Origin of the sequence: Photobacterium nomapromontoriensis (assembly GCF_050336815.1) — a bacterium.
In the GTDB taxonomy this organism is placed as follows: domain Bacteria; phylum Pseudomonadota; class Gammaproteobacteria; order Enterobacterales; family Vibrionaceae; genus Photobacterium; species Photobacterium nomapromontoriensis.
Genome location: NZ_JAKJSL010000028.1, coordinates 1 through 23,773, shown reverse-complemented (window position 1 = coordinate 23,773; position 23,773 = coordinate 1). Strand labels below are relative to the sequence as shown.

24 protein-coding genes, 1 tRNA gene and 1 pseudogene are annotated in these 23,773 nt (G+C 46.4%); 20 read left to right on the top strand and 6 right to left on the bottom strand.

Features of this window, described 5'->3' with window-relative positions; all coding sequences use genetic code 11:
- Window positions 1-50: 50 nt before the first annotated feature.
- The 7 genes and pseudogenes from thiD to thiE all read left to right on the top strand — a co-directional run bounded on the left by thiD (window position 51) and on the right by thiE (window position 5,694).
- The gene (thiD, locus tag L4D12_RS11820; protein WP_428448044.1) at window positions 51-914 is read left to right on the top strand and encodes a bifunctional hydroxymethylpyrimidine kinase/phosphomethylpyrimidine kinase; all 864 of its coding nucleotides are present in this window, start codon (window positions 51-53) and stop codon (window positions 912-914) included.
- Window positions 904-1,659 (top strand): ABC transporter ATP-binding protein, encoded by a 756-nt coding sequence (locus tag L4D12_RS11815; RefSeq protein WP_428448043.1) that lies wholly within the window; start codon window positions 904-906, stop codon window positions 1,657-1,659. Before thiD ends, L4D12_RS11815 begins: the two co-directional genes overlap by 11 nt.
- A gap of 115 nt (window positions 1,660-1,774) precedes the next feature.
- Window positions 1,775-2,497: pseudogene (locus L4D12_RS11810) on the top strand (ABC transporter permease); the annotation flags it as partial.
- 18 nt (window positions 2,498-2,515) lie between these two features.
- Window positions 2,516-3,520 (top strand): ABC transporter substrate-binding protein, encoded by a 1,005-nt coding sequence (locus L4D12_RS11805; RefSeq protein WP_428448042.1) that lies wholly within the window; start codon window positions 2,516-2,518, stop codon window positions 3,518-3,520.
- Window positions 3,521-3,535: 15 nt separating this feature from the next.
- Entirely contained in the window at window positions 3,536-4,219 is a 684-nt protein-coding gene (tenA, locus tag L4D12_RS11800; RefSeq protein ID WP_428448041.1) for a thiaminase II, read from the top strand.
- Window positions 4,210-5,010 carry a hydroxyethylthiazole kinase gene (gene thiM, locus L4D12_RS11795; RefSeq protein ID WP_428448040.1) on the top strand — a complete coding sequence of 267 codons (801 nt, stop codon included), beginning with the start codon at window positions 4,210-4,212 and terminating at the stop codon, window positions 5,008-5,010. The genes tenA and thiM overlap by 10 nt, the downstream gene beginning before the upstream one ends.
- A 66-nt stretch (window positions 5,011-5,076) precedes the next feature.
- Window positions 5,077-5,694 (top strand): thiamine phosphate synthase, encoded by a 618-nt coding sequence (thiE, locus tag L4D12_RS11790; protein ID WP_428448039.1) that lies wholly within the window; start codon window positions 5,077-5,079, stop codon window positions 5,692-5,694.
- A 143-nt stretch (window positions 5,695-5,837) separates the two neighbouring features.
- Here thiE and L4D12_RS11785 read toward each other — a convergent pair whose 3' ends face one another.
- Window positions 5,838-6,086, bottom strand: coding sequence for a hypothetical protein (locus tag L4D12_RS11785; protein WP_428448038.1), 249 nt, complete (start codon window positions 6,084-6,086; stop codon window positions 5,838-5,840).
- Window positions 6,087-6,365: 279 nt separating this feature from the next.
- On the opposite strand from L4D12_RS11785, the gene L4D12_RS11780 reads away from it, so the two are divergent.
- The 5 genes from L4D12_RS11780 to L4D12_RS11760 all read left to right on the top strand — a co-directional run bounded on the left by L4D12_RS11780 (window position 6,366) and on the right by L4D12_RS11760 (window position 11,645).
- Complete coding sequence (locus tag L4D12_RS11780) at window positions 6,366-6,962, top strand: LysE family translocator (protein ID WP_428448037.1); 597 nt, start codon at window positions 6,366-6,368, stop codon at window positions 6,960-6,962.
- A 17-nt stretch (window positions 6,963-6,979) separates the two neighbouring features.
- Window positions 6,980-7,798, top strand: a complete 819-nt coding sequence (locus tag L4D12_RS11775; protein WP_428448036.1) for an AraC family transcriptional regulator — start codon at window positions 6,980-6,982, stop codon at window positions 7,796-7,798.
- Between the two features lie 347 nt (window positions 7,799-8,145).
- Window positions 8,146-8,568, top strand: a complete 423-nt coding sequence (locus L4D12_RS11770) for an Hsp20 family protein (RefSeq protein WP_428448035.1) — start codon at window positions 8,146-8,148, stop codon at window positions 8,566-8,568.
- A gap of 174 nt (window positions 8,569-8,742) precedes the next feature.
- Complete coding sequence (dnaK, locus tag L4D12_RS11765) at window positions 8,743-10,635, top strand: molecular chaperone DnaK (RefSeq protein WP_428448034.1); 1,893 nt, start codon at window positions 8,743-8,745, stop codon at window positions 10,633-10,635.
- A 107-nt stretch (window positions 10,636-10,742) separates the two neighbouring features.
- A complete protein-coding gene (locus tag L4D12_RS11760) occupies window positions 10,743-11,645 on the top strand; it encodes a DnaJ C-terminal domain-containing protein (RefSeq protein ID WP_428448033.1) in 903 nt (300 codons plus the stop codon).
- A 98-nt stretch (window positions 11,646-11,743) separates the two neighbouring features.
- Here L4D12_RS11760 and L4D12_RS11755 read toward each other — a convergent pair whose 3' ends face one another.
- A complete protein-coding gene (locus L4D12_RS11755; protein ID WP_428448032.1) occupies window positions 11,744-12,352 on the bottom strand; it encodes a TetR/AcrR family transcriptional regulator in 609 nt (202 codons plus the stop codon).
- 109 nt (window positions 12,353-12,461) lie between these two features.
- Between L4D12_RS11755 and L4D12_RS11750 the strand changes: the two genes are divergently transcribed.
- The 5 genes from L4D12_RS11750 to L4D12_RS11730 all read left to right on the top strand — a co-directional run bounded on the left by L4D12_RS11750 (window position 12,462) and on the right by L4D12_RS11730 (window position 16,884).
- Window positions 12,462-12,995 (top strand): dihydrofolate reductase family protein, encoded by a 534-nt coding sequence (locus L4D12_RS11750; protein WP_428448031.1) that lies wholly within the window; start codon window positions 12,462-12,464, stop codon window positions 12,993-12,995.
- Between the two features lie 242 nt (window positions 12,996-13,237).
- The gene (gene melR / locus L4D12_RS11745; RefSeq protein ID WP_428448030.1) at window positions 13,238-14,182 is read left to right on the top strand and encodes a transcriptional regulator MelR; all 945 of its coding nucleotides are present in this window, start codon (window positions 13,238-13,240) and stop codon (window positions 14,180-14,182) included.
- Window positions 14,183-14,268: 86 nt separating this feature from the next.
- On the top strand, window positions 14,269-15,102 hold the full coding sequence (locus tag L4D12_RS11740; protein WP_428448029.1) for a helix-turn-helix domain-containing protein: 834 nt from the start codon (window positions 14,269-14,271) through the stop codon (window positions 15,100-15,102).
- A gap of 5 nt (window positions 15,103-15,107) precedes the next feature.
- On the top strand, window positions 15,108-15,590 hold the full coding sequence (locus tag L4D12_RS11735) for a GNAT family N-acetyltransferase (RefSeq protein ID WP_428448028.1): 483 nt from the start codon (window positions 15,108-15,110) through the stop codon (window positions 15,588-15,590).
- Between the two features lie 628 nt (window positions 15,591-16,218).
- Window positions 16,219-16,884 carry a hypothetical protein gene (locus L4D12_RS11730; protein WP_428448027.1) on the top strand — a complete coding sequence of 222 codons (666 nt, stop codon included), beginning with the start codon at window positions 16,219-16,221 and terminating at the stop codon, window positions 16,882-16,884.
- 303 nt (window positions 16,885-17,187) lie between these two features.
- Here L4D12_RS11730 and tyrS read toward each other — a convergent pair whose 3' ends face one another.
- On the bottom strand, window positions 17,188-18,372 hold the full coding sequence (gene tyrS / locus L4D12_RS11725) for a tyrosine--tRNA ligase (protein ID WP_428448026.1): 1,185 nt from the start codon (window positions 18,370-18,372) through the stop codon (window positions 17,188-17,190).
- Between the two features lie 129 nt (window positions 18,373-18,501).
- Window positions 18,502-18,942 (bottom strand): PACE efflux transporter, encoded by a 441-nt coding sequence (locus L4D12_RS11720; protein ID WP_428448025.1) that lies wholly within the window; start codon window positions 18,940-18,942, stop codon window positions 18,502-18,504.
- Window positions 18,943-19,077: 135 nt separating this feature from the next.
- Here L4D12_RS11720 and L4D12_RS11715 point away from each other — a divergent pair, with 135 nt between their 5' ends.
- Window positions 19,078-19,968 (top strand): LysR family transcriptional regulator, encoded by an 891-nt coding sequence (locus tag L4D12_RS11715; protein ID WP_428448024.1) that lies wholly within the window; start codon window positions 19,078-19,080, stop codon window positions 19,966-19,968.
- Between the two features lie 69 nt (window positions 19,969-20,037).
- Here the strand turns inward: L4D12_RS11715 and glsA are convergent, their stop codons facing one another.
- Together glsA and gadC are read right to left on the bottom strand one after the other, a co-directional pair.
- Window positions 20,038-20,985 (bottom strand): glutaminase A, encoded by a 948-nt coding sequence (gene glsA / locus L4D12_RS11710; RefSeq protein WP_428448023.1) that lies wholly within the window; start codon window positions 20,983-20,985, stop codon window positions 20,038-20,040.
- Between the two features lie 32 nt (window positions 20,986-21,017).
- Window positions 21,018-22,538: a glutamine/gamma-aminobutyrate antiporter GadC gene (gene gadC / locus L4D12_RS11705; protein WP_428448022.1), complete on the bottom strand. Its 1,521-nt coding sequence runs from the start codon at window positions 22,536-22,538 to the stop codon at window positions 21,018-21,020.
- 305 nt (window positions 22,539-22,843) lie between these two features.
- Here gadC and L4D12_RS11700 point away from each other — a divergent pair, with 305 nt between their 5' ends.
- Window positions 22,844-23,542 carry a DUF4336 domain-containing protein gene (locus tag L4D12_RS11700; protein WP_428448021.1) on the top strand — a complete coding sequence of 233 codons (699 nt, stop codon included), beginning with the start codon at window positions 22,844-22,846 and terminating at the stop codon, window positions 23,540-23,542.
- Between the two features lie 112 nt (window positions 23,543-23,654).
- Window positions 23,655-23,745: transfer RNA gene (locus tag L4D12_RS11695), tRNA-Ser, on the top strand.
- Window positions 23,746-23,773 lie beyond the last annotated feature (28 nt).

Genomic DNA, 23,773 nt, shown 5'->3' with positions numbered 1-23,773 from the left:
TAAATCTTCAGCTTGATAAAAGTTCCAGCGCGCCAGCTATAGGAGCTTTTATGCCAGACGTTATCGTAACTTCTACCTCTCACCCCCACTCTCATGCCGCAGCAACCCCGATTGTGTTAACCATTGCCGGATCAGACAGTGGCGGTGGCGCGGGTATCCAAGCCGACATTAAAGCGATATCCGCCACGGGCAGCTATGCCTGTTCGGTGATCACCGCCATTACTGCGCAAAATACCCTGGGCGTGTCCGCCATTTTCCCCATCCCCCTTGAACATGTTGAAAAGCAACTTGATGCGGTGTTTTCAGATTTAGATGTGGTTGCGGTCAAAGTCGGTATGTTGGCTGATGCTGACATTATTCATGTTGTTGCCGCCAAAATTAAACAATATCGCCCCCAGTTCTTAGTCGTTGATCCGGTTATGGTCGCGACTAGCGGCGATTTGCTATTGAAAGCATCGGCGATTAACACCCTGAAAGCGGAGCTATTGCCGCTGGCTGATGTGATCACGCCTAACTTACCTGAAGGTGCTGCGCTAATTGGCAGCGAAGTACCAACAACAGAAGCAGAAATGACGGCTATGATCACCGATCTTCGTTTGCTTGGTGCGCATACGGTACTGCTCAAAGGCGGTCATTTAGAGCAGGATGAAAACAGTAAAGATTTGCTCATTTTCGCTGATGATGTCGTACCGTTCAGTGCAAAACGTGTCAATACGCGTAATACGCATGGCACCGGATGTACCTTGTCTTCAGCGATAGCCTCTTATCTCGCGCAGGGTAACGGCTTGCAGCAGGCGGTTGAACTGGGTAAGCAATATATTTCTCAGGCTATTGCGCATGCTGACGAACTCGACATTGGCAAAGGGCACGGTCCGGTTAACCATTTCTTTGATGGTCACGCGAATGTTCGCTAACGTGTCCGTCGGTATTGATATTTCTGGCGGTTCGCTTCGTTATCACGACAGTCAGGTTGCGACGCTGGAAGGGGTGAATATGCACATCCCCGCTCAGCGCTGGACTTGTATTCTCGGTCGAAGCGGTTGCGGCAAAAGCTCGCTTCTGAGATACCTTGCGGGATTACTTGGCGGCAAAGTGACGTGGTCGGGGGAGCTGATGATAGAGCCTGCGTGCGACCTCAATCATCAGGTGGCTTATATGGCGCAGCAAGATCTGTTGATGCCGTGGCTGTCGGTATTAGATAACGTCATGCTGAGCACTCAGTTTGGTGATCGGGCGAGTGCTGATCAGCAAGAAAAAGCATTGGCGTTATTAGATAAGGTTGGACTGGCTGAGCACGCCAAGGCGTTACCCCAGCAGCTATCGGGCGGCATGCGGCAACGGGTCGCGCTGGTAAGAACCCTGTTGCAAGATAAGCCAGTGGTATTAATGGATGAACCCTTTTCTGCATTAGATGCCGTGACACGTTATCGGCTGCAAAATCTGGCCTGCGAGTTACTGGCCGATAAAACCGTTGTGCTGATCACCCACGATCCCCAAGAGGCCCTGCGTTTAGCTCATCAGCTTTATATCATGCGGGGTCAGCCAGCCTCTGCTGAATCACTGTGCCTGCCTAGTTCATCGACACCACGTACGTTTGATCCAGAATGCGCACTATTGCAGCAAACGATCATTGATCGGTTGGAGCAAGACTATGCCTAATACGACCCCTTCGACATTTACCACCACAACAAGCCACTGTTCCCGCCTAGCCTCACCGCATTCAGGTGCATTGAGACAGAATAATCACAAAGTACGCCTTGCTAGTCCGATGGCACGAGTAGTCATCAGTACGTTAGTGATCATTGGCCTGTGGCAAGCGGTAGTGGTGATCTTTGATATGCCCGCCTTCATTTTGCCCACGCCTTTTGAGGTATTTGATCGCCTGATCCAGCGGCATGAGGTGTTGCTCAAGCATACCTGGGTGACGGCGCAGGAAATACTACTCGGTTTATTGCTTGGGCTCTCAATGGGATTGTTTTTTGCGCTGCAAATGTTGCTGTTCAAACCCGTTAAACGCTGGCTGCTGCCACTGTTGATCGCCAGTCAGGCCATTCCTGTGTTTGCGATTGCGCCGGTTTTGATGCTGTGGCTTGGGTATGGCATGGCATCCAAAGTGGTGATGGCCGCATTAATCATCTTTTTTCCCGTGACGACTTGTTGCTATGACGGTTTACGTAATACGCCATTAGGTTATCTCGATCTGGCTAAAACCATGGGGGCGACTAAGTGGCAGATGTTACGTCATATTCAGCTACCCGCATCATTACCGACGTTAGCCTCGGGCCTTCGGGTCGCGGTGGTGATTGCGCCAATTGGTGCAGTGGCGGGGGAATGGGTCGGTTCCAGTGAAGGCTTGGGGTATCTGATGCTGCAGGCCAATGCCCGAATGATGATTGACGAGATGTTTGCTGCCCTGTTTATTTTATCTGCATTGTCTGTCGCGCTGTATTCCGTGACCGATCAAGTGCTTAAAAAACTGATCCCTTGGGAATTGTGATACAACAAAGGACTTTGAATGAATAAGAAAACCGTATTACGCGCAACTGTACTGGCTACCGCCATGATGTCAGTGAATGCCTTAGTCACAACTGACGCGATGGCCGCAACAGAAACCAAGACAGCACCAGAAACCAAGACGCTGACCTTAATGCTGGATTGGTTTGTGAATCCCAATCACGGGCCAATCGTGATTGCTGAGCAGCGAGGGTATTTTAAAGAGCACGGGCTGGATGTGGAAATTCAAGAGCCGGCTGATCCAAGTATGCCGCCCAAGCTGGTGGCGGCGAATAAGATAGATTTAGCTATCACTTATCAACCTAACCTGACCATTGATGTTGCGGCGGGTTTACCGTTGATCCGCTCTGCGACCTTGATTGCCACACCGCTCAATACCTTGATGGTCTTGGATAACCCAAAGGATAATAATCAAATCAAAACGTTGGCGGATCTTAAAGGCAAGAAAATAGGTATTGCGATTGCCGGTAATGAAGAAGCCACCATCGGCACCATGTTGAAAACCAGTGGTGTGAATTACGACGATGTGAAAATCATCAATGTCGGCTGGGCGCTGTCGTCTTCACTAGCGTCCGGCAAAGTGGATGCCATTTGGGGTGGTTTGCGTAATTTTGAAACTAACCAGCTGGCCTTAGAAGGGTATCAGGCCAAAGCCTTCTTCCCAGAGGAGCACGGCGTACCTGCGTATGATGAATTGGTGTTTGTCGCCAATGCCAACACCTATGATAAAGCCGCCATTAACGCTTTCAATCAAGCTCTGGAACAAGCGACAACGTATATTGTGAATCACCCTCAAGCCTCATGGCTGGAGTTTGCAGCATACGCGCCAGATACATTGGATAACGAACTCAATAAACGTGCGTGGAACGATACCCTGACCCGTTTTGCGCTTCGCCCAGCGGCGGTTGACCTCAAACGTTACGATGATTACGCCCAATTTATGTATTCACAGCACATCATCGAGACGTTACCGAAAGCAAAAGACTATGTTCCGACTCTTCAATAACGCCGAGAATTTATTATGAATCATCAAGATTTGATTAACGCATGCCATGAGGAATGGGATGCCTATACCCAGCATGCGTTTGTGCAGCAATTAGCCCGAGGCACATTAGCACAACCGTGTTTTCTGCACTACCTTAAGCAGGATTTTCTGTTTCTCAAGCAATATGCCCGTGCTTATGCGTTGGCGATTTACAAAGCACGCACTCTGGCGGATATGCGTAAAGCCCTGCCGAGTGTGCATGCGCTGCTGGACTCGGAAATTGCCCACCATGTGACTTATTGCGGGCCGTGGGGACTGACTGAATCTGATCTGGAAGCGGAAACGGAAGATTTTGGTACGGTGGCCTATACACGTTATGTGTTAGATGCCGGCATGACGGGTGACATTGTTGAGCTCTATGCCGCATTAGCACCGTGTTCAATGGGGTATGCTGAAATTGGGCGCAATCTTGCTGCGGATCAGCACACTCAGTGGACAGGAAACCCCTTTGTAAGTTGGGTGCAGCTCTATAGCGGCGATGAATTTCAACAAGGCGTTGCACGTGGTACCGCCCATTTGGATGAGTTATTGGCTGACATTGATATCAATAGCCAGCGAGGACGTAATGTGATCGAGGTGTTCAGAACTGCAACCCGCATGGAGATTGCGTTTTGGCAGCAAGGCTTAGATGCGATGAAGGACGGAAAAGTATGCAAGTAGATAATGAGCAAGTAAACAGCATTGTTGCGGCGCTCAATGCCGTTCGTCAGCAAAAGCCATTGGTGGTGAATGTCACCAACTATGTGGTGATGAATAACACCGCCAACGCTCTGTTGGCGATAGGTGCATCGCCAATCATGGCCCATTCCAGTGATGAAATGGCGGAGATGATGGGGTTTGCCGGCGCATTAGTGATTAATATTGGCACCTTAGACAGTGTATGGACGCCGCGGATGGCCTTTGCTGTTGAGCAGGCTAACCTCAAAAAGAAGTTAGTGGTGCTTGATCCTGTCGGCTGCGGGGCCAGCGCGTTACGCACTAAAATTTCCCGCCAGATTGCCAATGCTGCTAATAAATTGATTATCCGGGGTAATGCCTCTGAAATCATTGCATTAGCCGGTGATAAAGGCCAAAGCAAGGGCGTCGATGCGCTTGATAGCAGTGATGCTGCGCTCGGTGCCGCTCAATATCTGGTTAACGCTTATCAGTGCAACGTCGTGGTGTCTGGTGAAACCGACTTTATCGTGACCCGTGAAGGGTATACCCGGTTACACAATGGTCATGCCATGATGCCGTATGTGACAGGCATGGGATGCACTTTGACGGCATTAACGGGAGCATTTGCCGCGGTGGGTGACGATACCGGACTGGCAGCGGCCGCCGTGCTTGGCGTCGCCGGGGAAATCGCGGCAGAGCAGTCACAAGGGCCTGGCAGCTTACAGCTTCATTTGCTGGATGCGTTATACCAGCTAGATGATGCGACGTTGGTCCAGCGCTTAAAATTATCGTAACCCTCTGAGCGTGAATGTCATGAGGATACAGTAGAAATAGAATTCAGTAGAAATGGAGAAAGCGGTGTGAATCCATACCGATTATATTTAGTCACCGATGATCAGCAAGATCTTGCCACGTTAAAATGGGTGGTAGAACAAGCGGTTGCAGGTGGTGTGACCATGGTGCAAGTGCGTGAAAAACAGGGTGATATACGCGTGTTTATTGAGCGGGCTTTAGCCGTGAAAGCACTTTTACAAGGTACTGGGGTTCCCCTGATCATCAATGATCGGGTCGATGTCGCATTAGCGATCGATGCCGACGGCGTGCATTTAGGTCAATCAGATATGCCCGCTGCCACCGCGCGACAGTTAATTGGTGACCATAAAATTCTGGGGTTATCGATCGAAGATGAACAGCAACTCATTGAGGCAGAATCGCTACCCGTGGATTATTTAGGCCTGAGTGCGATTTTTTCAACGCCAACCAAAGCCAATATTAAGAAAGAGTGGGGTATTACCGGGCTGGCTAAAGCCGTGAGAGAGAGTTCATTTCCCATTGTTGCTATCGGAGGAATTAATCCGTCCAATCTGGATGCCATTATTGCCACGGAGGTTGATGGTGTTGCGCTCGTTTCTGCCATTTGCCATGCCGCTTCACCCCGACAGGCGGCCAGCGACCTTATCTCTCAATTAGGCGTTTAAATCGCGAAGTGCTTGTTGGTTTGCCCATATACCCAAGCTCACTCTGAATCCTGCGCCTTGAGGTAACGTGGATATAAAATAACGCCATCCCCATAATGCGGATGGCGTTATTCTTTTACGCTTTTTAGCGAAAACCGAGCTGCTTAGTGCATGCGCTGTGCGCCACCACGTACAAGGTCTTTACCGTTGTCGAACACTTCTTTGGTGACCCAGCGTGCTAGCAGAAGCTGCTGCTTGTTATCGAATACGGCAACAAAGTGACGGCCATCGGCGTTATTGGTCGCCATGCCAATCCCTTCTACATTTTGTAAACCCAAGCCACCATTTTCGATGGATTTGAGAAAGCGCGCCAGTTCTTCCAGATTGTCGATAATATCAAGTTCATTATTCATGGTTAACACTCATTCTTGCATTGTGACTCCTCCCGCTCATAACGTTTTCTCATGGCTATACGGCAGCATGAGAAAGACAAAAGGAGGAGGGTAAATATGCCGTGTACTTTACCGTTGATAGGGATTGATTGGAACCATCAAGCAAGATTGCGTGAGGCATTATTCATCGCTCTCGATATGTGTAGACTCGTGAAAACCAGTCATCACATGCAATTTTGTTCAATATCTCATTGCCGCTTCTGAGTAAGCTGGTTTTCTTTTGGATGAAGGAAATCAGTGATGATTACTGAAGTGGCGGCAATGGGTGTTTTTGCCTTGGTAGGCTCAGTCTCTCCCGGGCCGGTAAACATTATTGCCGCAACAGTTGGCATGAAACTGGGTTATCGCCGCGCGGTCAGTTTTGTCTTGGGTACCTCAATCGCGTACGCCACCGTGGTGTTATTGTGCGGGCTAGGGTTGGATGTGGTGGCGCAGTATTTGCCACAAGTCACTTCTTATCTAAAAGCCGTTGGCGGGGTGTTCTTACTGTATATGGCGTTTAAGATTGCCATGAGCGCTAAGGTGAGTAACACCCAACAAGCGATGGATCTCCGTCCCTCTTTTTCCCATGGTGCGCTGGCACAATGGCTCAACCCCAAGGCGTGGTTGGTGGCGATGTCGGGGGTGAGTGTATTTGTCATTAATCATCAGCCTGTGAACGCGTACATATTGGTTTTTACGTTAATATCACTGATGCTCTGTTTTGTCGGTGTCTCTGTGTGGGCACTGCTCGGTGATGTGATCCGCCGCAAAATGTCGAATGATAAGTATCATCAGCGTATTCATTGGTTGATGGCCTGCCTACTGGCAGGTACGGTAGTGATGATATGGCTATAAGTTAAGAAGGATCTGCGGTGAAACACGATGGAACGGTACATATACAACAATCCCGCTTGCTACCTATGGTTGAACTGCGTCAGGCGAAGAACTCGAACGCCTGTTATCACCGTCACTCTCATGATGAATTTTCATTTGGAGTGATTGATAGTGGTTCGGCGTGTTATCAAAATTTGGGTCAGTCGTACGCCGTATCGGCTGGTGATAACGTAACCATTAACCCGGGGGATATTCATGCCTGTAATCCTGATGAAGGGGAATGGTCTTATCGGATGCTGTTTGTCGATAGCCTTTGGATAGGTCTGTTGCAGCAAGAACTCTTTGCGACATCAGGCTTTGATTATCATGGTTTTCCTCATCATTATGAGCAAGGCCTCGTGTATTCTCGTCAGTTTGATCATCTGTATGCGGTATTACAGGACAATGTTGACCTGTTAGCCGCTGAAACCGCACTTATTGAGTATCTTGCAACGATTTTTATACCTAATAAAAATCGCGAGGCTAAGCATGACACGCTTCCGACGACACAGCTGAAGCAAGCGCGAGAGATCCTTTGTGATGAACTGGATGTCAACCGGAGTGTTACCGAATTAGCCGAGCAAGTTGGATTAGGGCGCTTTCAACTGATCCGTAGCTTTACCAAGCAATACGGCACATCACCGCATGCTTTTTTGCTGGATGAAAAAATCAAGCGGGGGCGAGCTTTATTAAAGCAAGGGACGTCAATTAGTGAGGCGTCGTTGCAGTTGGGATTTGCCGATCAATCGCATTTTCACCGCCATTTTAAGAAACGTGTCGCGTTGACACCCAAGCAGTTTCAGGCTTTTTTTGAATAAAACACTCAGCTTGTCTCGCCATGTAAAGTGAGGTAATCTAACTATTAATACATTGTTTTATTAATTAAATTATTGATTTTAATGCATTTGAAAAGTTTTTTTCAAAAAATCAGCAAATAAGGTATTGACCCGCACTTTGCGGAAGCATATATTGATTACACGAACTGCCAGATGGAGTTCGTATTCCCATTGACCTTCGCCTTATTAGGGTAGGTACAGTGGAATTTTAACCCCATGAATCACATGTCCCCGAGCATTAGGTGCCAGCGGAGTGTCCGGTTCATGACTTAGTACGAGTATCACGAGATGACTCTGCTAAGGCTATTGCTTCTTATGAGGATAGTATTATGCGTAACACAGATTTTGCCCCTTTATACCGCAACGCCATTGGTTTTGATCGCCTGTTCAACATGGTTGAGGCGAGTGCCAAGAAATCCCAATCAAGCGGATACCCTCCGTACAATATCGAGCAGAAAGATGAGCACAACTATCGTATTACGATGGCCGTTGCTGGTTTTGCTGAAGAGCAGCTCGACATTACTCAGAAAGAAAACATGCTAGTGATCACTGGTGAACGTCAACCAGAAGAGAGCAAGAACTTCATTTATCAAGGTATTGCAGAGCGTAACTTTGAACGTAAATTTCAATTAGCAGATTACGTGAAAGTGCTAGGCGCAAGCTTGGAAAATGGGTTGCTTCATATTGATCTTGAGCGCGAGCAACCAGAGGAAATGCAACCTCGTAAAATTGCTATTGGTCAGCAAGCATAAGCTTCAGCGACCACATAAACGCGTATAAGCATTGTTTTTAGAGTCGCAGCCTGTTGTTGCGATTCATTCCAGCCGAATAATCGGCAGTCAAATTCTATCGTGGTGATGGGTGGGGTTATTTTATCCCTCAGGCCAAGTGCATCTCATCATCACGAATAATGAGGAAGTTTTCTTATGAGTAAAATTATTGGTATTGATCTAGGTACAACTAATTCATGTGTTGCTGTTTTAGACGGCGATACTGCCCGAGTGATTGAAAATGCTGAAGGTGAGCGCACTACAGCATCGGTAATTGGTTATACCGACAGTGAAACCTTGGTTGGTCAGCCTGCTAAGCGTCAGGCTGTTACGAATCCAACGAATACTCTATTTGCCATTAAGCGATTGATTGGTCGTCGTTTTGATGATGAAGATGTGCAGCGTGATATTGAAATTATGCCGTTCAACATTGTTAAAGCGGATAATGGCGATGCGTGGGTAGAAGCGAAAGGTCAGAAAATGGCCGCGCCGCAAGTCTCGGCAGAAGTGCTGAAGAAAATGAAGAAAACTGCGGAAGAATATTTAGGTGAAAAAGTCACTGGTGCGGTGATCACAGTACCTGCTTATTTCAATGATGCGCAGCGTCAGGCAACAAAAGACGCCGGACGTATTGCCGGATTGGAAGTTAAGCGTATTATCAATGAGCCGACAGCTGCAGCCTTGGCGTATGGTTTAGACAAAAAAGGCGGCGATCGCACTATTGCGGTTTACGATCTCGGTGGTGGTACGTTCGATATTTCGATCATTGAAATTGATGAGACAGATGGCGAACAGACGTTTGAAGTGCTGGCAACCAATGGTGATACCCACCTCGGTGGTGAAGATTTTGATAACCGCTTGATTAATTTCTTGGTTGATGAATTCAAGAAAGAGCAGGGTATCGATCTGAAAGCGGATCCACTGGCGATGCAGCGCGTTAAAGAAGCCGCCGAAAAAGCGAAAATTGAGCTATCATCAGCGCAGCAAACGGATGTTAATTTGCCGTATGTTACCGCAGATGCAACGGGTCCTAAGCATATGAATGTGAAAGTGACTCGCGCTAAGTTGGAAGCGCTGGTGGAAGATTTGGTGACGCGCACCTTGCTGCCATTACAAGCGGCATTGGACGATGCGAACCTGACCATTGATGCGATCACTGATGTGATTTTGGTGGGTGGTCAAACGCGTATGCCAATGGTACAAGCGAAAGTCACAGAGTTCTTTGGTAAAGCGCCGCGTAAAGACGTTAACCCGGATGAAGCAGTTGCACTGGGTGCGGCTATTCAAGGTGGCGTATTGGCCGGTGATGTGAAAGATGTGCTGTTGCTGGATGTCACCCCACTGTCGTTTGGTATTGAAACCATGGGCGGGGTAATGACGAAGCTGATTGAGAAAAACACCACAATTCCAACGAAAGCGGATCAGGTATTCTCAACAGCAGAAGACAACCAAAGCGCAGTGACCATTCATGTTATGCAAGGTGAGCGTAAGCAAGCGATGCATAACAAGTCACTTGGACAGTTTAACCTTGAAGGTATTCAAGCCGCGCCGCGTGGGATGCCTCAAATTGAAGTGACGTTTGATCTGGATGCAGATGGTATTCTAAAAGTTTCTGCGAAAGACAAAGCCACGGGTAAAGAGCAGAAGATCACGATCCAAGCATCAGGCGGTTTAACCGATGCTGAAATCGAAAAAATGGTACAGGAAGCGGAAGCTAACAAAGACGCAGATATCGCATTTGAAGCTTTGGTTAGTGCCCGTAACCAAGCTGACCACCTGATCCATTCAACGCGTAAGCAGATGAATGATGCGGGTGAGCAGTTACCAACCGATCTTAAAGGCTCACTTGAGGCTGCCATAACAGCACTTGAAGCAGTAAAAGCGGGCGATGATAAAGCCGCGATTGAAACCAGCACGCAAGCGTTGATGGCAGAGGTTCAAAAATTGGCTGCGATTGCACAACAGCAAGCGCCATCAGGCCAGCAAGCTACAGGCAATGCGAGTAACAACGACGATGTCGTTGATGCTGAATTCGAAGAAATGAAGTAATCGTGATTTCCCGTTTCTTTCACTCAGAAGGAAACGGACATGATTTTTCATGATGTAGCGGGCGTCGGAGTTTACCTCTTACGCCCTTTTTTCAGAGGTGTGTGTTTATGTCAAAACGCGATTATTATGAAGTACTTGGTCTCGCAAAAAACGCGTCTGAAAAAGAGATCAAAAAAGCGTATAAGCGCTTAGCCATGAAGTTTCACCCGGACAAAAATCCGGATGACCCTTCTGCGTCTGACAAGTTTAAAGAAGTGAAAGAAGCCTATGAAATCTTGACCGATAAGGAAAAGAAAGCGGCTTATGATCAGTTCGGTCATCGTGCTTTTGAACGTCCTGATATGGGCGCGAACCGTCAGCAATATGGTTCATACGGTGGCGGTTCTCATGCGGACTTTGAGGATATCTTTGGTGGTGCCTTCGGTGACATGTTCTCTAATGCCCGAGGCGGTTCGCAGTTTCATGGTTTTAACCAGCGTCCGCGCCGTGGTCAGAATGTTCAGTTCCATATGGATATCGACCTTGAAGAAGTGGTGCATGGGTGTTCGAAAGTGGTGGAGTTGCCTGTGTATGAAGGCAATGTTCAAACCACCAAAAAGCTTAATATCAAAGTACCGGCTGGTATTGAAGATGGCGGTAAAATTCGCCTAGGCGGCAAAGGGGAACCAGGGACAAATGGTGGCCCTGCCGGCGATATTATGATCCAAATCACCGTGCGCCCACACTTGCGTTTCACCCGTGATGGCAACAACTTGGTGTGTAATGTGAAGACCGATTTTGTCACCGCCGCACTTGGTGGGCAAGTTGAGGTCGTGACAATTGAAGGTACGCGTGTGAATTTGAAAATACCGGCGGAAACTCAAACCGGTAGTAAATTCCGCATGAAAGGCAAAGGTATCACAGATCGTAAAGGGCATGTTGGTGATCTGCTGGTTCAGGTCAACATCGAAACCCCTCGTAATATCAGTGAGCGACAGAAAGAGCTGCTTAAAGAGTTCGCGGCGTTATAACGCTGGTGGAATACTTTTGTCGTAAATCGGTAATAGAAAAGGCAATGGGTGTACCATTGCCTTTTCTGTTTCTGCTACTTTTTCTTCTGCATTCTTTTCTAACACGTTGCTTTCTTAGCATGCATCAGTGCCAGGCTATAAAGTTCAAGCGGCCCTTTCAGTAAATCATCAACCGTCACTGATGGGTCATCTCTGCAGTTCAATGCCAGCGCGAGGCCATGAAGGTAATCAACCAGTAAGTCCAAAGCCTGTTTTGCCGCGTCGTCATCAAGGTGCAAGGGAGCAATGACCCTGTTGAAGCGTTCAATAAAGACTTCTGCTGGACTGACTGATTCCATTCCAAGCAATGTTTCTAATAAACCAGGATAATTATCCAGCAGGGTCAGGTAGCTAAGGCATAATTGGTGAAGCTCATTTTTCCAGTAATGACAACCCTGCTGATCATTCATCACCTTGTCGAGTTCGGTAATGGGCTGATAAATATCTTGTATTAATGAGGTGGTGATTGCTTCTAATAGTGCATTCTTATTGCTGAAGTAATGATAAATCGCCATCGCATCCACATTCAGATTCATTGCTAATTGTCGAATACTTGGGATTTTTCCATTATCTCGCATCATTTGTTTTGCCATTACCAAGATGGACTGTGCACTGAGCTGGGTGCTTGTTCCTTTGGGCCGGCCGCGTTTTTTATCCTTGACAGACATTCAATGCTCTCGCTAAACTCATATTAATTTCTACAGTGTAGAATTATTTTATACAAGGTGAGAGATAATGCCAAGTTTTCATTGTCTTCATGCCATATCGGAGTTGAAAATGTCAAATAGCGTGTTTATCGCCACCAGTTTAGATGGGTATATTGCCGATAAAAATGGCGGAATTGATTGGTTACAGATGATCCCGAATCCCGATGGTGATGATATGGGATATGGTGAACATTTTGACCGAATTGATGCGATGGTGATGGGGCGTAATACCCTTGATATTGTGTTGAGCTTTGGTATCGAATGGCCCTACAGTAAACCGGTCTTTGTGCTGAGCAACACAATGACAGCTGTGCCAGAAGGTTATGAAGATAAAGTTTTTTTGGTTAACGGCCCGTTGAAGCAAGTGCTTCGGGCGATCAATGATAAAGGGTACAACAACCTCTATATCGATGGGGGCGTGACTATTCAGAATTTTTTGAAAGAAGATTTGATTGATGAGCTGATCATCACCACTATCCCAATCTTACTCGGAGGCGGTTCGCCGTTATTTGGTGATTTAGTTTCACCCCTTCATTTCTCATTAGTGAAGAGCAAAACGTTTCTGAATGCGATTGTACAAAGCGAGTTTATTCGTGTGCGTTAATCTCACGGCTTTTGTCGTGATATTGTTCTACATCGTTACGTTGGACCGTTCTTATATTTACAATGTAAATTTCATTGCTCTTCCGGAGTAAACAGAGTGGTATCGACGTAATGCATATTGCGTCGATTTCTCATGATATTCTCTCAGCTCAGCATCACAAATCGGAATAATATCCCCCCATCGGATGATTAAGATGTCGTATATTTCGTTTCAAATTGTATTGTTCAAAGGAATGGATGCTTATGGTGATATCAATTAACGAGAACCCGCAGGATAGCTCTGATGCTGATGCTATCGGACCACTGAGCTTGTTCTCATCTTATGAGCCAGTCCATATTGAGCTGCGCAAGCCTCATAAAATGCCGTGTTACCACTGGCATGGACAGATAGAGGTGAATATTCCATTTGGTGATGATGTCGATTACGTCATAAACGATCAACCATTTACCATTAACAATGGCCACATTGGCTTGTTTTGGGCAACTACGCCGCATCAATTATTGGATCCGGGAAAGTCGAGTAACATGGGTATTTTGAATATCCCCATCCATTACTTTTTGTCTTGGCCGCTGGATCAGGCTCTGCTTAATCAGATCACCCATGGTGTGGTGGTGCAATCCTCATTGCCTAACCTGATCACTGAACAGCAGATTGCTTTCTGGATGGAAGAGAGTAAAAGCAGTGAAATTAGTTTTCGCCAGTTAGCCGCTGATGAAATGTCATTGATGTTGAAGCGTGTGTGCTTGACGGGGTGGGACAAGTTAACCAGTACCATGGACAGCAAATCGAACATGAAAGGGCTGTCTAAGCATTCTCAGTTCCATGTTCAGAAAATTTTAGAATATATCGCCTGCAACCATGATACGCCGCTGACGGTCAAATTAATTGCAGAGCATGTCGGTCTGCATACTAACTATGCGATGAACTTATTCCAGAGTGTGATGAAAATGACAATCAAGGAATACATCACCTCAATGCGAATCAATCATGCCCGAGCATTGCTGACTGATACAAACCGCACCATTTTAGATGTTGCTTTAACCGTGGGCTTTAATTCTAGTAGCCGTTTTTACGAAACCTTTCACCGCTATATGAATATGACACCAACACAATTTCGTGAATTTAGCCGTAAAAATAATAGTATAGCCTTGCATGGTGGCAATCCGGTGATGATGGCTGGTGTTTGAGTGTCCGTGTTTTGAGGTAATATAGCGGCTGTTAAGACACAACCGCTTAGATTGACAGAGCGAGCATTAAGATTATAGAGAAAGGCATGGTTAATTGGCTGCATTCACCTCATTCATCAGATATAGCAAAATATGTTGAATGCTATTGGTTTATTGAGAAAAAAGCCGGCATTGAAAGCTTTCCTAGATTGAATCCAGATCCAAACGGGCATTTGATTATTGCCCCTAGCGATCAGCCGTATCAGTATGATTCTGCTAATCTGTCAACGAAAGGGCATGGGAGTCATTGGCTGTTTCCACACCGTCAAACCTATCAAATGGATCATACTCAGCCATTTTGTTTATTAGGAATAAAATTTCGAGTTGGGGCGCTTTACTCATTAACGGTCGTACCTGATCAGCCTGTACTTGATCTGGTTACGCCATTGAATGGGGGGGCAACGTTTCCTCTCTTGGGGTTCAATGACGGTGAACTCATTGACAGCGCTAGGTACGATGTTGAAGTATGTTGGCATAAGATTGAGACATTGCTATTACCCTGGCTGTTAAATGGGCAAGATGATAAGCACAGTAGCTTTACACAGAAGGCCCTACCTTTTCTTGCTAATACGCCAATTTCAAAGATTGGAGCAGAGCTGCATTGTTCCCAGCGAACACTTGAACGCAGCTTTTCACGTGTAACAGGAATGACTCTGAAACAGTGCCAGTCAATGCAACGTTTGGATGCCATGCTAGAGTATCTCTACCCACTTAAAGGCCAGGATATTGATTGGAGCCAAGTGGCTTACCTGTTTGGGTTCAGTGATCAACCTCATTTGATCCGTTATCTTAAAAATGGCTTGGGTCTTACACCCGGTGAATACGCTAAACAACGCAATTTTACCATTGACGTTTATGGCGGGGTTGAATCGTCACAATGAGAGTAATGATTGATATGAAAGACAGCGTCATGCTGAACCCGAGTAATCTCACCATCAGATCTTATCAAGCGAGTGATCTTGATGCATTAATGGTCGTGTGGGAATCAGCGGCACGGTTTGCCCATCATTTCTTGGCTGAATCTATTTTTGAACAAGAACGGCATAATATCCCTAACCTCTATTTACCGTGTACAGATACCTGGGTCGCGGTTGTTGACCAACAGGTTGTTGGCTTCCTTGCGTTAGTGGGGAATCACGTTAGTGGATTATTTGTCGCACCAGAGCTACATGGTCAGGGCATCGGCCTCGCGTTAATGAATAAAGCGCAAGATTTACACGGCGATCTCATTGTGGAAGTTTTTAAAGACAATGTTATCGGCCGCCGATTTTATGACCGCTATGGCTTTACGTTTGAGCATGAAACGATTTTTGAACGTACAGGTGATGCACTGCTGCGATTAGTGTTTACAGAGCAAACACAAGAGTAAAGATGACATATATGTCTTGATTATCTGATTACCTCCGCTTTTTCGTCACGGTTAACTTATTCCCGTATAGACAGTGACAGTACACTGACTGGTGAGCGAGTGACGTATGAAAACTACAGCCTGGATGCACAGTTTTACTTTTTTCTGAACAAGCACTCAGGTCTTATATTACTGGAGGGATTGGTGAAACCTTACTTGATTTAGACAGAGAGACAACAACCTTCCAAGTTAACGGGGGGCTCGGTATTCACTACCAATTTGATAAAAATTGGGCGAGGAGAAAAATAACAGTGCCAGACCTGATGGCTAGGCACCGTTTGCCGATTTTTTCTGTGAATTACTTCAATTCAATCTTAGCGATGCGGCGTTTACCCACCTGATAAATCGCTTCATCATGAGTCGGCACGTACTGGGGATCGTCCATACGTTCGCTAACAGCACTTTAATCTCTTTCGGGTTGCGTCCTGCCGCATGTCAGTGATGTTTAATCGCATTTTTCCAACGCATGCTGGTAATTGATATCAATACAGGGCAACAGTGTGATCATTTATGAATTTTCTATCAACGTTGCATAATATTAATCACCTGTTGAGAGAAGTAAGCCCACAAAATCACAACACCCCATGTTATGTCTTTTAAAATCATGTATTTTTTCCTTTATTTAAAAGGATTTTTAACTATGGGTTTAACCGTTTTAAGTAGCGCTGAAAGGCATAAAATTAAACAAATATGTAATACACGCCATAATTGGACCGATGGCGGACACTGGGTTGGAAGAGGAAAGCAGCCAAATTGTTATGCCCCTATGGTTACAAGGAATACATTAGTTACATACCTGACTATGGATACTGATGAAGCAGCAATGGCATGGAATAGTGACTGTGATAAAAATATGCGAATAGCTGGTTATGCAACAGCTGCTGGAATTAATGTTGCCCTTGTTTTTGTTCCTCATTTAATCCCGTTGCGGATATCTAATGCTGTAAGTTCTGCTTGGGGTTCGATTGTTACTAGTACAACAATGGGGGTGATAAGTGGAGAGGTAATAGCTAAAATCCCTTATCCCGAAGTGGCAAAAGGCTGGAAGATTAAATTAGAAATTAGTCATGAGGTTAACTGGAGGGCAATGGTAGGTAGTAAAAGTACATTCACTCAGTCACTTACGATTTCGTCAATAGATACGCAGAGTAAGGAACGCTATAAAGCATCAACTAGGCGCCAGCTGAGAATTGATGATATGCTAATTAGTATTAAAAGTCGTACGGCTAAAATACCTTACACATGGGAGAAATAACAATGGGGGAGAACGATTTCAATTGGAAGTCAGAAATACTGCGTTCAGCACTCCCGCCTAGTGTGTTTTATTTGTCATCCCTTTTTTACCAAATGTGGAGAGGTTACGAGTATGAATATTTGTTTGAACCTCGCATTATTGGGATTACCCTATTCACATGGATGGTTATCTTCCTAATTTCTTACTTACGATCAAAAGGTAAAAGTGAAAAAAAGTAAGGTTTCAATCTCAAAAGCAGATTTACCGGAATAAATACAGTACCCACTCAAAGACTGGGCACCGTTTGCCGATTTTTTCTGTGAATTACTTCAATTCAATCTTAGCGATGCGGCGTTTACCCACCTGATAAATCGCTTCATCATGAGTCGGCACGTACTGGGGATCGTCCATGCGCTCGCCGTCAATTTTCACCGCGCCTTGCTTAATCAAACGCATTGCTTCAGAGGTGGAGCTGGCAAGCCCTGCTTCTTTCAGTACATTCGCTAACGGTAAGCCTGTTGACAGTGTCATTGTTGCCAAATCTTCAGGTAGCGTATGATGTTTGAAACGGTTATCGAAAGCTTGCTCAGCAAGATCGGCGGCTTCTTCATTGTGGAAACGGGCGACAATCTCTTTCGCCAGCAGCACTTTAATTTCTTTCGGGTTGCGTCCTGCTGCCATGTCAGCTTTGAACTGAGTAATCTCTTCCATTGGGCGGAAAGAGAGTAGTTCAAAGTAGTTCCACATCAAATCATCAGAAATCGACAGTAATTTTCCGTACATCTCATTAGCTGGCTCGGTTACACCAATGTAGTTATGGGCGGATTTCGACATTTTCTTCACGCCGTCCAAGCCAACCAGTAGCGGCATGGTGATAACGACCTGTTGGGCCATTTGGTTCTGCTTTTGCAGCTCTCGTCCCATCAGTAAGTTAAAGGTCTGGTCAGTGCCGCCCAGCTCAATGTCAGCTTCTAAAGCGACAGAATCATAGCCTTGCAGAAGCGGGTACATGAATTCATGGATCCCAATAGCACGGCCTGATGCAAAGCGCTGTTTGAAGTCTTCACGTTCCAGCATGCGGGCCACAGTCTGGCTGGCTGCCAGTTTCAGCATGCCTTCAGCACCGAGTTGAGACAACCACTCTGAGTTGAATACGATGTCGGTTTTAGCTGGGTCTAGGATCTTAAAAACTTGTTGTTGATAGGTTTCAGCGTTAGCCAGAACTTGCTCTGTTGTCAGCGGTGGGCGGGTGGTGTTTTTACCTGATGGATCGCCGATCCGGCCAGTGAAGTCACCGATCAAAAAGATCACCTGATGCCCAAGATCCTGAAATTGACGCAGTTTATTGAGGATCACGGTATGGCCAAGATGAATATCTGGTGCCGTTGGATCGGCCCCGAGTTTTACACGAAGCGGACGGTCTAGCGCCAGTTTTTCGAGTAAGGAGGCTTCTGGAGTAATGTTGTCCACTCCACGTTGAATAATGGCTAGGCTGTTCTGGATAGTCATAGGAGTCCTAAAATTCAAGATAAAATATAGAAAAAGGAAGCCAACCGTGGCTGGCTTCCTTGTTATTGTTTGGGGGATAGTTTGGATGTTAGTGAGGTATCGAGTTGATACTACGAACATCGACTTTGCTTAATGGTGTACTGCAGTGCTATGGAGCTGGCGACGACGGATAATGGCCGCACGTAAGTGGTCATAGCAATAGTTGAAGGCAAAGGCATAGCCAGCAATGAAGATGGTGACGCCGATATCCATCATAAACGCTTGCCATAGGCTAACATTCAGCATCCAAGCCATAAGTGGCACGGTGATCAGCAATAAGCCACCTTCAAAGGCAACGACTTGCAGGCAACGCACAATAAACCCACGGGCTTCACGATCTCCCGGGAAAAAGCGGTCGAAGATGGCGTTGAAAATCATATTCCATGCCATGGCAATAGTTGCTACAGCTATCATTGTTCCTGATAGGCTGCTGACGGGGTGATCCGTGAGCAAAACAAGACCTAGAATTGAGAATAAAACCGCCAAAACTTCAAATAATACCGCATGAAAAAGGCGTTCAATCACAGACATGTTACGGTATCTCTCTAAAATTACGTGTTACATAAACCGTAAGCATACCAGCGTTATTATGTATGCAAAGTTAGCAGGTATCACTATATGTGATACCCTGTGAGTGTATGCGTTTTACGAGGAAATATCACGGTGATGTATAGTTTCGAACAACTGAAAATATTTGTGACGGTGTGTGAGTGTGGGTCGTTTTCTGCGGCGGCCAGAAAGCTGAAACGGGCTCAATCGGGCGTTAGCCAGTCGGTGTCGAATCTGGAGATCACTCTCAATCAGACATTATTTGATCGCAGTGGCAATTTACCCGTTTTAACCGTCGCGGGTAGTGCGCTGTTACCCTTAGCCCAATCCATTTTACTACAGCAGCAACGACTGGATCAGAAAGTAATGGCACTGGATGCCGATGAAGAGCATGACTTGATCATCGCGATTGATGAAAGTTTGATCGAACCAAGCCTACTCAGTCAGCTTGCGGTTTTGGCAGAGCAATTTCCGATGACCAGCATTGAGATTATTTCGGATTCGACGTTTGATATCAAAACCTTGATCGCTGAAGGTAAAGCGCACATTGGTTTAGTGTATACCGATGGCACGATGCAGGAAGATGTGGAATTTAAGAGCTTAGGCCATAGCCGTTTTGTGACATTAGCGGCACCATCGCATCCGCTGGGACAACTTCCCTCGTTGAAAGACACAGATTTACGCACTTACCGCCAGATAGTACAGCGCTCTTCCACGGGGAAAGAGTTATGGTTCAGCTACGCGATCAGTACCCAAATTTGGTATGCCAATACACACCAATTGTTACTCGATCTTGCCGCAGAAGGGATCGGTTGGACCATTGTGCCCGATCATCTTGCCGCACCTTATTTAGCCGATGGGCGACTTACCGAATTGAATGTGGAGTACGAACCAGAAGGATGGGTGACGACGGTGGACGTGATAGAAACCCGTCGTCAAAAGGGGGGGCCGGTACGTCAAGCCATGCTGGATTTATTGCACAAAGCCTTTGAACAACACCGGTTGTAAGCCGTGCTGTGGCGAGAGAGATAAGAGAAAGGGACATGACGTCCCTTCGTAATATTGCGTATTTTCGATTTAGGTGGAGGGTGAACAGTTGAAAATATTCCAGCCCAGTGTTTTGGCAACTTGCTTGATCATCCGCTGGCCTTTGACACTGTTGCCGCACTCATCAAGTGGTGGCGCAAAGGCAGCGATGCCACCTACATTTGGGATCACAGCGATTAATCCGCCGCCGACACCACTTTTGCCGGGAAGGCCGACGTCGTAAGCCCAATCCCCAGAGCTCTCATACAAGCCTTCCATCATCATTTCTGCCAAGATATGAGGCACATTGTGCTGGCTTACCACTTGCTCTTTAGTGATTGGATTGAACCCGCCATTGGCCAATGTTGCCCCCATAGTGGCCAGTTGCACACTGGTGACCAATGTGGAGCACTGCCGGGTATACACATCACACGCTTCAAGCGCATCAGAGTAGATACGCTCGGATGATTTGAGTAATAGCGAGATGGCTTGATTGTGGCTGTTAGTGGCTTGTTCCGACTGGTTCACTTCATCAGACAGAGCTATTTTTGCCCCCATCAGCCTTGATTGGTAATTCAATATCGCTTGCCAGCGCGCTTCTTTATCTGCCGCTTTGATTAGACTGACGGTTGAAATTGCTCCGGCGTTGACGAGTGGTGTCAGTGGTTTCCCCTGATGTAATTCCAGTGCCATGACCGAGTTAAACCCGAGCCCTGTTGGTTCAGCCCCGACTTTTGCGTGCAGTTCATCTGCCCCTGATTGCTCTAACGCTAATGCCAGCGTAAGCACCTTTGATATTGATTCAATCGCAAACGGGTATTCGGCATCACCTGCGGTGTAAATCTCACCTTGAGTCGAGACAAAAGCCAGTCCAGTGAGATCCGCAGGGACGGAGGCAAGAAAGGGAATATATACCGCATTCTGGCCCTCGGTTTTTTCTCTATGGGTTGCAAAAGCCTCATCAATGGCCTTTGCTATTTCGGTGTCAATTTGACTCATACGCTATAGTCTCCGCGGTTGTTCAGCGACAGCTATTTAGGTTGATGTAAAGTATGGGTCACTTTATCTGACGGGTTGATCACCCCTGGGTGCTTGTCCTCGATTTCCCAGGTGAATGGGGCGAAATCTGTGACTTCCGGATCTTTCCAGTGTGGTTTTCGTGCTTTGTAAATCAACAATGGCATGATCACAAAGGCGATAGTCAAAATCACTAAAATGCCGACGAACATTTCGGGACTACCCACTGCGATCTGCGCAGGAGGAATAAATGAAAATAAAAAGGCAATCAGTGATCCTGCAAAACCTAGCCCGCCAATTAGCCACATCCCTGCATTACCACCGGGAATTTTATAAGGCCGAGGGCGATTCGGTTGGCTGTAGCGGAGGTAAATTGCGGCAGCAAACATAATCAGGTACATGATCAGATATAGCACAATCGTGAGCTGACTTAATATTTGATAAGCTGCTTGTACCGATGGTAATACCACAAACACCGTTGAAATCATGGTAACTAAGATAGCTTGTGCCAGCATGATGTGTGTGGCCATACCATGCTGGTTGGTATATTGCCAAAAGCGTGGCAGGTAGCCCCCTTTAGCGACGACAAGCAGCGCAGAAGAAGGGCCCGCGACCCAGCCGACCACCCCCGCTAACACCCCGAGTGCCAAACAGGCTGCCATGATAGGTGCTGCCCAGCTGATCCCAGCCCAGGCAAACATATCATCGTAGGCCACTAACAGGCTCTGGGTTAAATTAATGTCTTTTTGTGGGATCACAAATGCAATCGCCAGTGTGCCCAACACGAATACACACACCGTACCCAACGCAGCAATACCAATCGCGATCGGGTAATTACGTGGTGCGTTATCCACCTCTTTTACGTGGATGGCATTCATTTCCATCCCTGCATAAAACAAGAAGATACTGGCGGCTAAGACGACATTATTGAAATTAGAAAAGTCGGGAATGAGTTTGTCCCAAGATAGATCGACTTGCGGGGTATTACCCGCAAAGAGGTAGGAAAATCCGAGGATAATAAGAATGACTCCAGGAATGACGGTTCCGATCATTCCCCCCCATTTAGCGAGTTTTGAAAAGGCTTCTGTCCCGCGAAGAGCGACAAAGGTAGCCAGCCAGTAGATGGCTAACACGATACCGAGTACGAAAAACTTATTTTCTGAGAGCGCTTGGTCCCAAGTCTGATCCGGGCCCATAAATGCCAGAGATACCGATCCAAAGGTGAGGGCGGTTGGAAACCAAACCGTGACTTCTATCCACAACATAAAAATGGCGATTAAAGCCAGTTTTGGGCCGAATGCTTCCCCGACCCAGCGAAATACCCCGCCTTTTTCTGACCAGCCAGTAGCCAGCTCAGCCGCCACTAATGAGACGGGTACTAAAAAAACAATGGCAGCAAAAATGTAATAAAATATCGAACTTAGTCCGTACTCCGCCTCGGCTGGCAGTCCTCGTAAACTGACAACCGCAACAATATTTAGCATTGCCAGAGCAAAAATACTGATGCCTTTTTTATTATCCCGTATCTGATTCATAGCAGTACTCTATCGTGTTTTGTATTCCTATTTAGGCTGTGTCCGCTAAGCTTACGAATCAACATTGCTAATAAAAATACACAGGTCGAGCTCCCCAGAAGGGAACGGTACAGATAACTATAATGAAAGTCTGTAAACGGTGATTAGCAAAAGTAAGACTGAACATGGTTGCTGGAATGTTGCATCTCGCTAAGTACGAATCAGATGATGAAATATTGCAGTGGCTAAATGTGAACTAACAGAGTGCCTTTTTCTACCGCTCTGGCAGTATAGCTATATATCCACATTCGGTTAGTGAGGCTAGCATGCGACAGATAGATAGGAATATTTGGGTTCATGAAGACAGCATGAATATGATGGGAACCCAGCTAGGCTTACGAATGACGGTGATCCGCTTGGCTGATGGCAGTGTATGGGTGCATTCTCCTACCGCAATATCTCCTGAACTGCAGCAACAAGTGAATGAAATAGGCCCGGTAAAACATCTGATTGCCGCGAATAATCATCATTGCAAATGGTTGCAAGACTGGAGCGAAGCCTACCCGGATGCTGAATTGTATGTCAGTGCTGGTATACCGAACAAAATCCCATTGTCTAATTTTCATATTCTACAGCCAGGCATGGAAAATGTCTGGCCTGAAGATCTTGACTGGGAAACCATGCCCTCGGTGCCGATGTTTCATGAGACAGTTTTTGTTCATAAACCCTCACAGTCGCTTATTGTGACCGATTTGATCCAAAACTATCCGGATACCTCTCACCTTACTGGAGTGGTCGGGTTCATGAGCAAGTATGTGTTCGAGCCCATCGGCTTCAAAGGATGTTGTATCGCTCCGCCACTTAAAATGGGCTTTATCATTAAAGACAAGGCTGCTTTTAAGCGCTTTATACAGTTGATTCAGAGTTGGGATTTTCAGCGAATAATCGTTACGCATGGCGACATTATTGCAGAAGAAGCCAAATCTGTGTTCTCAGAGTTAATGCATCGTTTTCTAGTGAAATAATGATGTGAGTATTTTTGATAAACAGAGTGGTTAAAATTAAGGCTGTTGAGTTATCTTCTTGAAATTAGTGCTTTACAGTATGACGATTGGACCGTATTATCCATCGCACTCAGGAGAGATGGCTGAGTGGTTTAAAGCACCGGTCTTGAAAACCGGCGTGGGTTTATAGCCCACCTAGGGTTCAAATCCCTATCTCTCCGCCACATTCTAGAAATCGGGTTTACCGGGTTT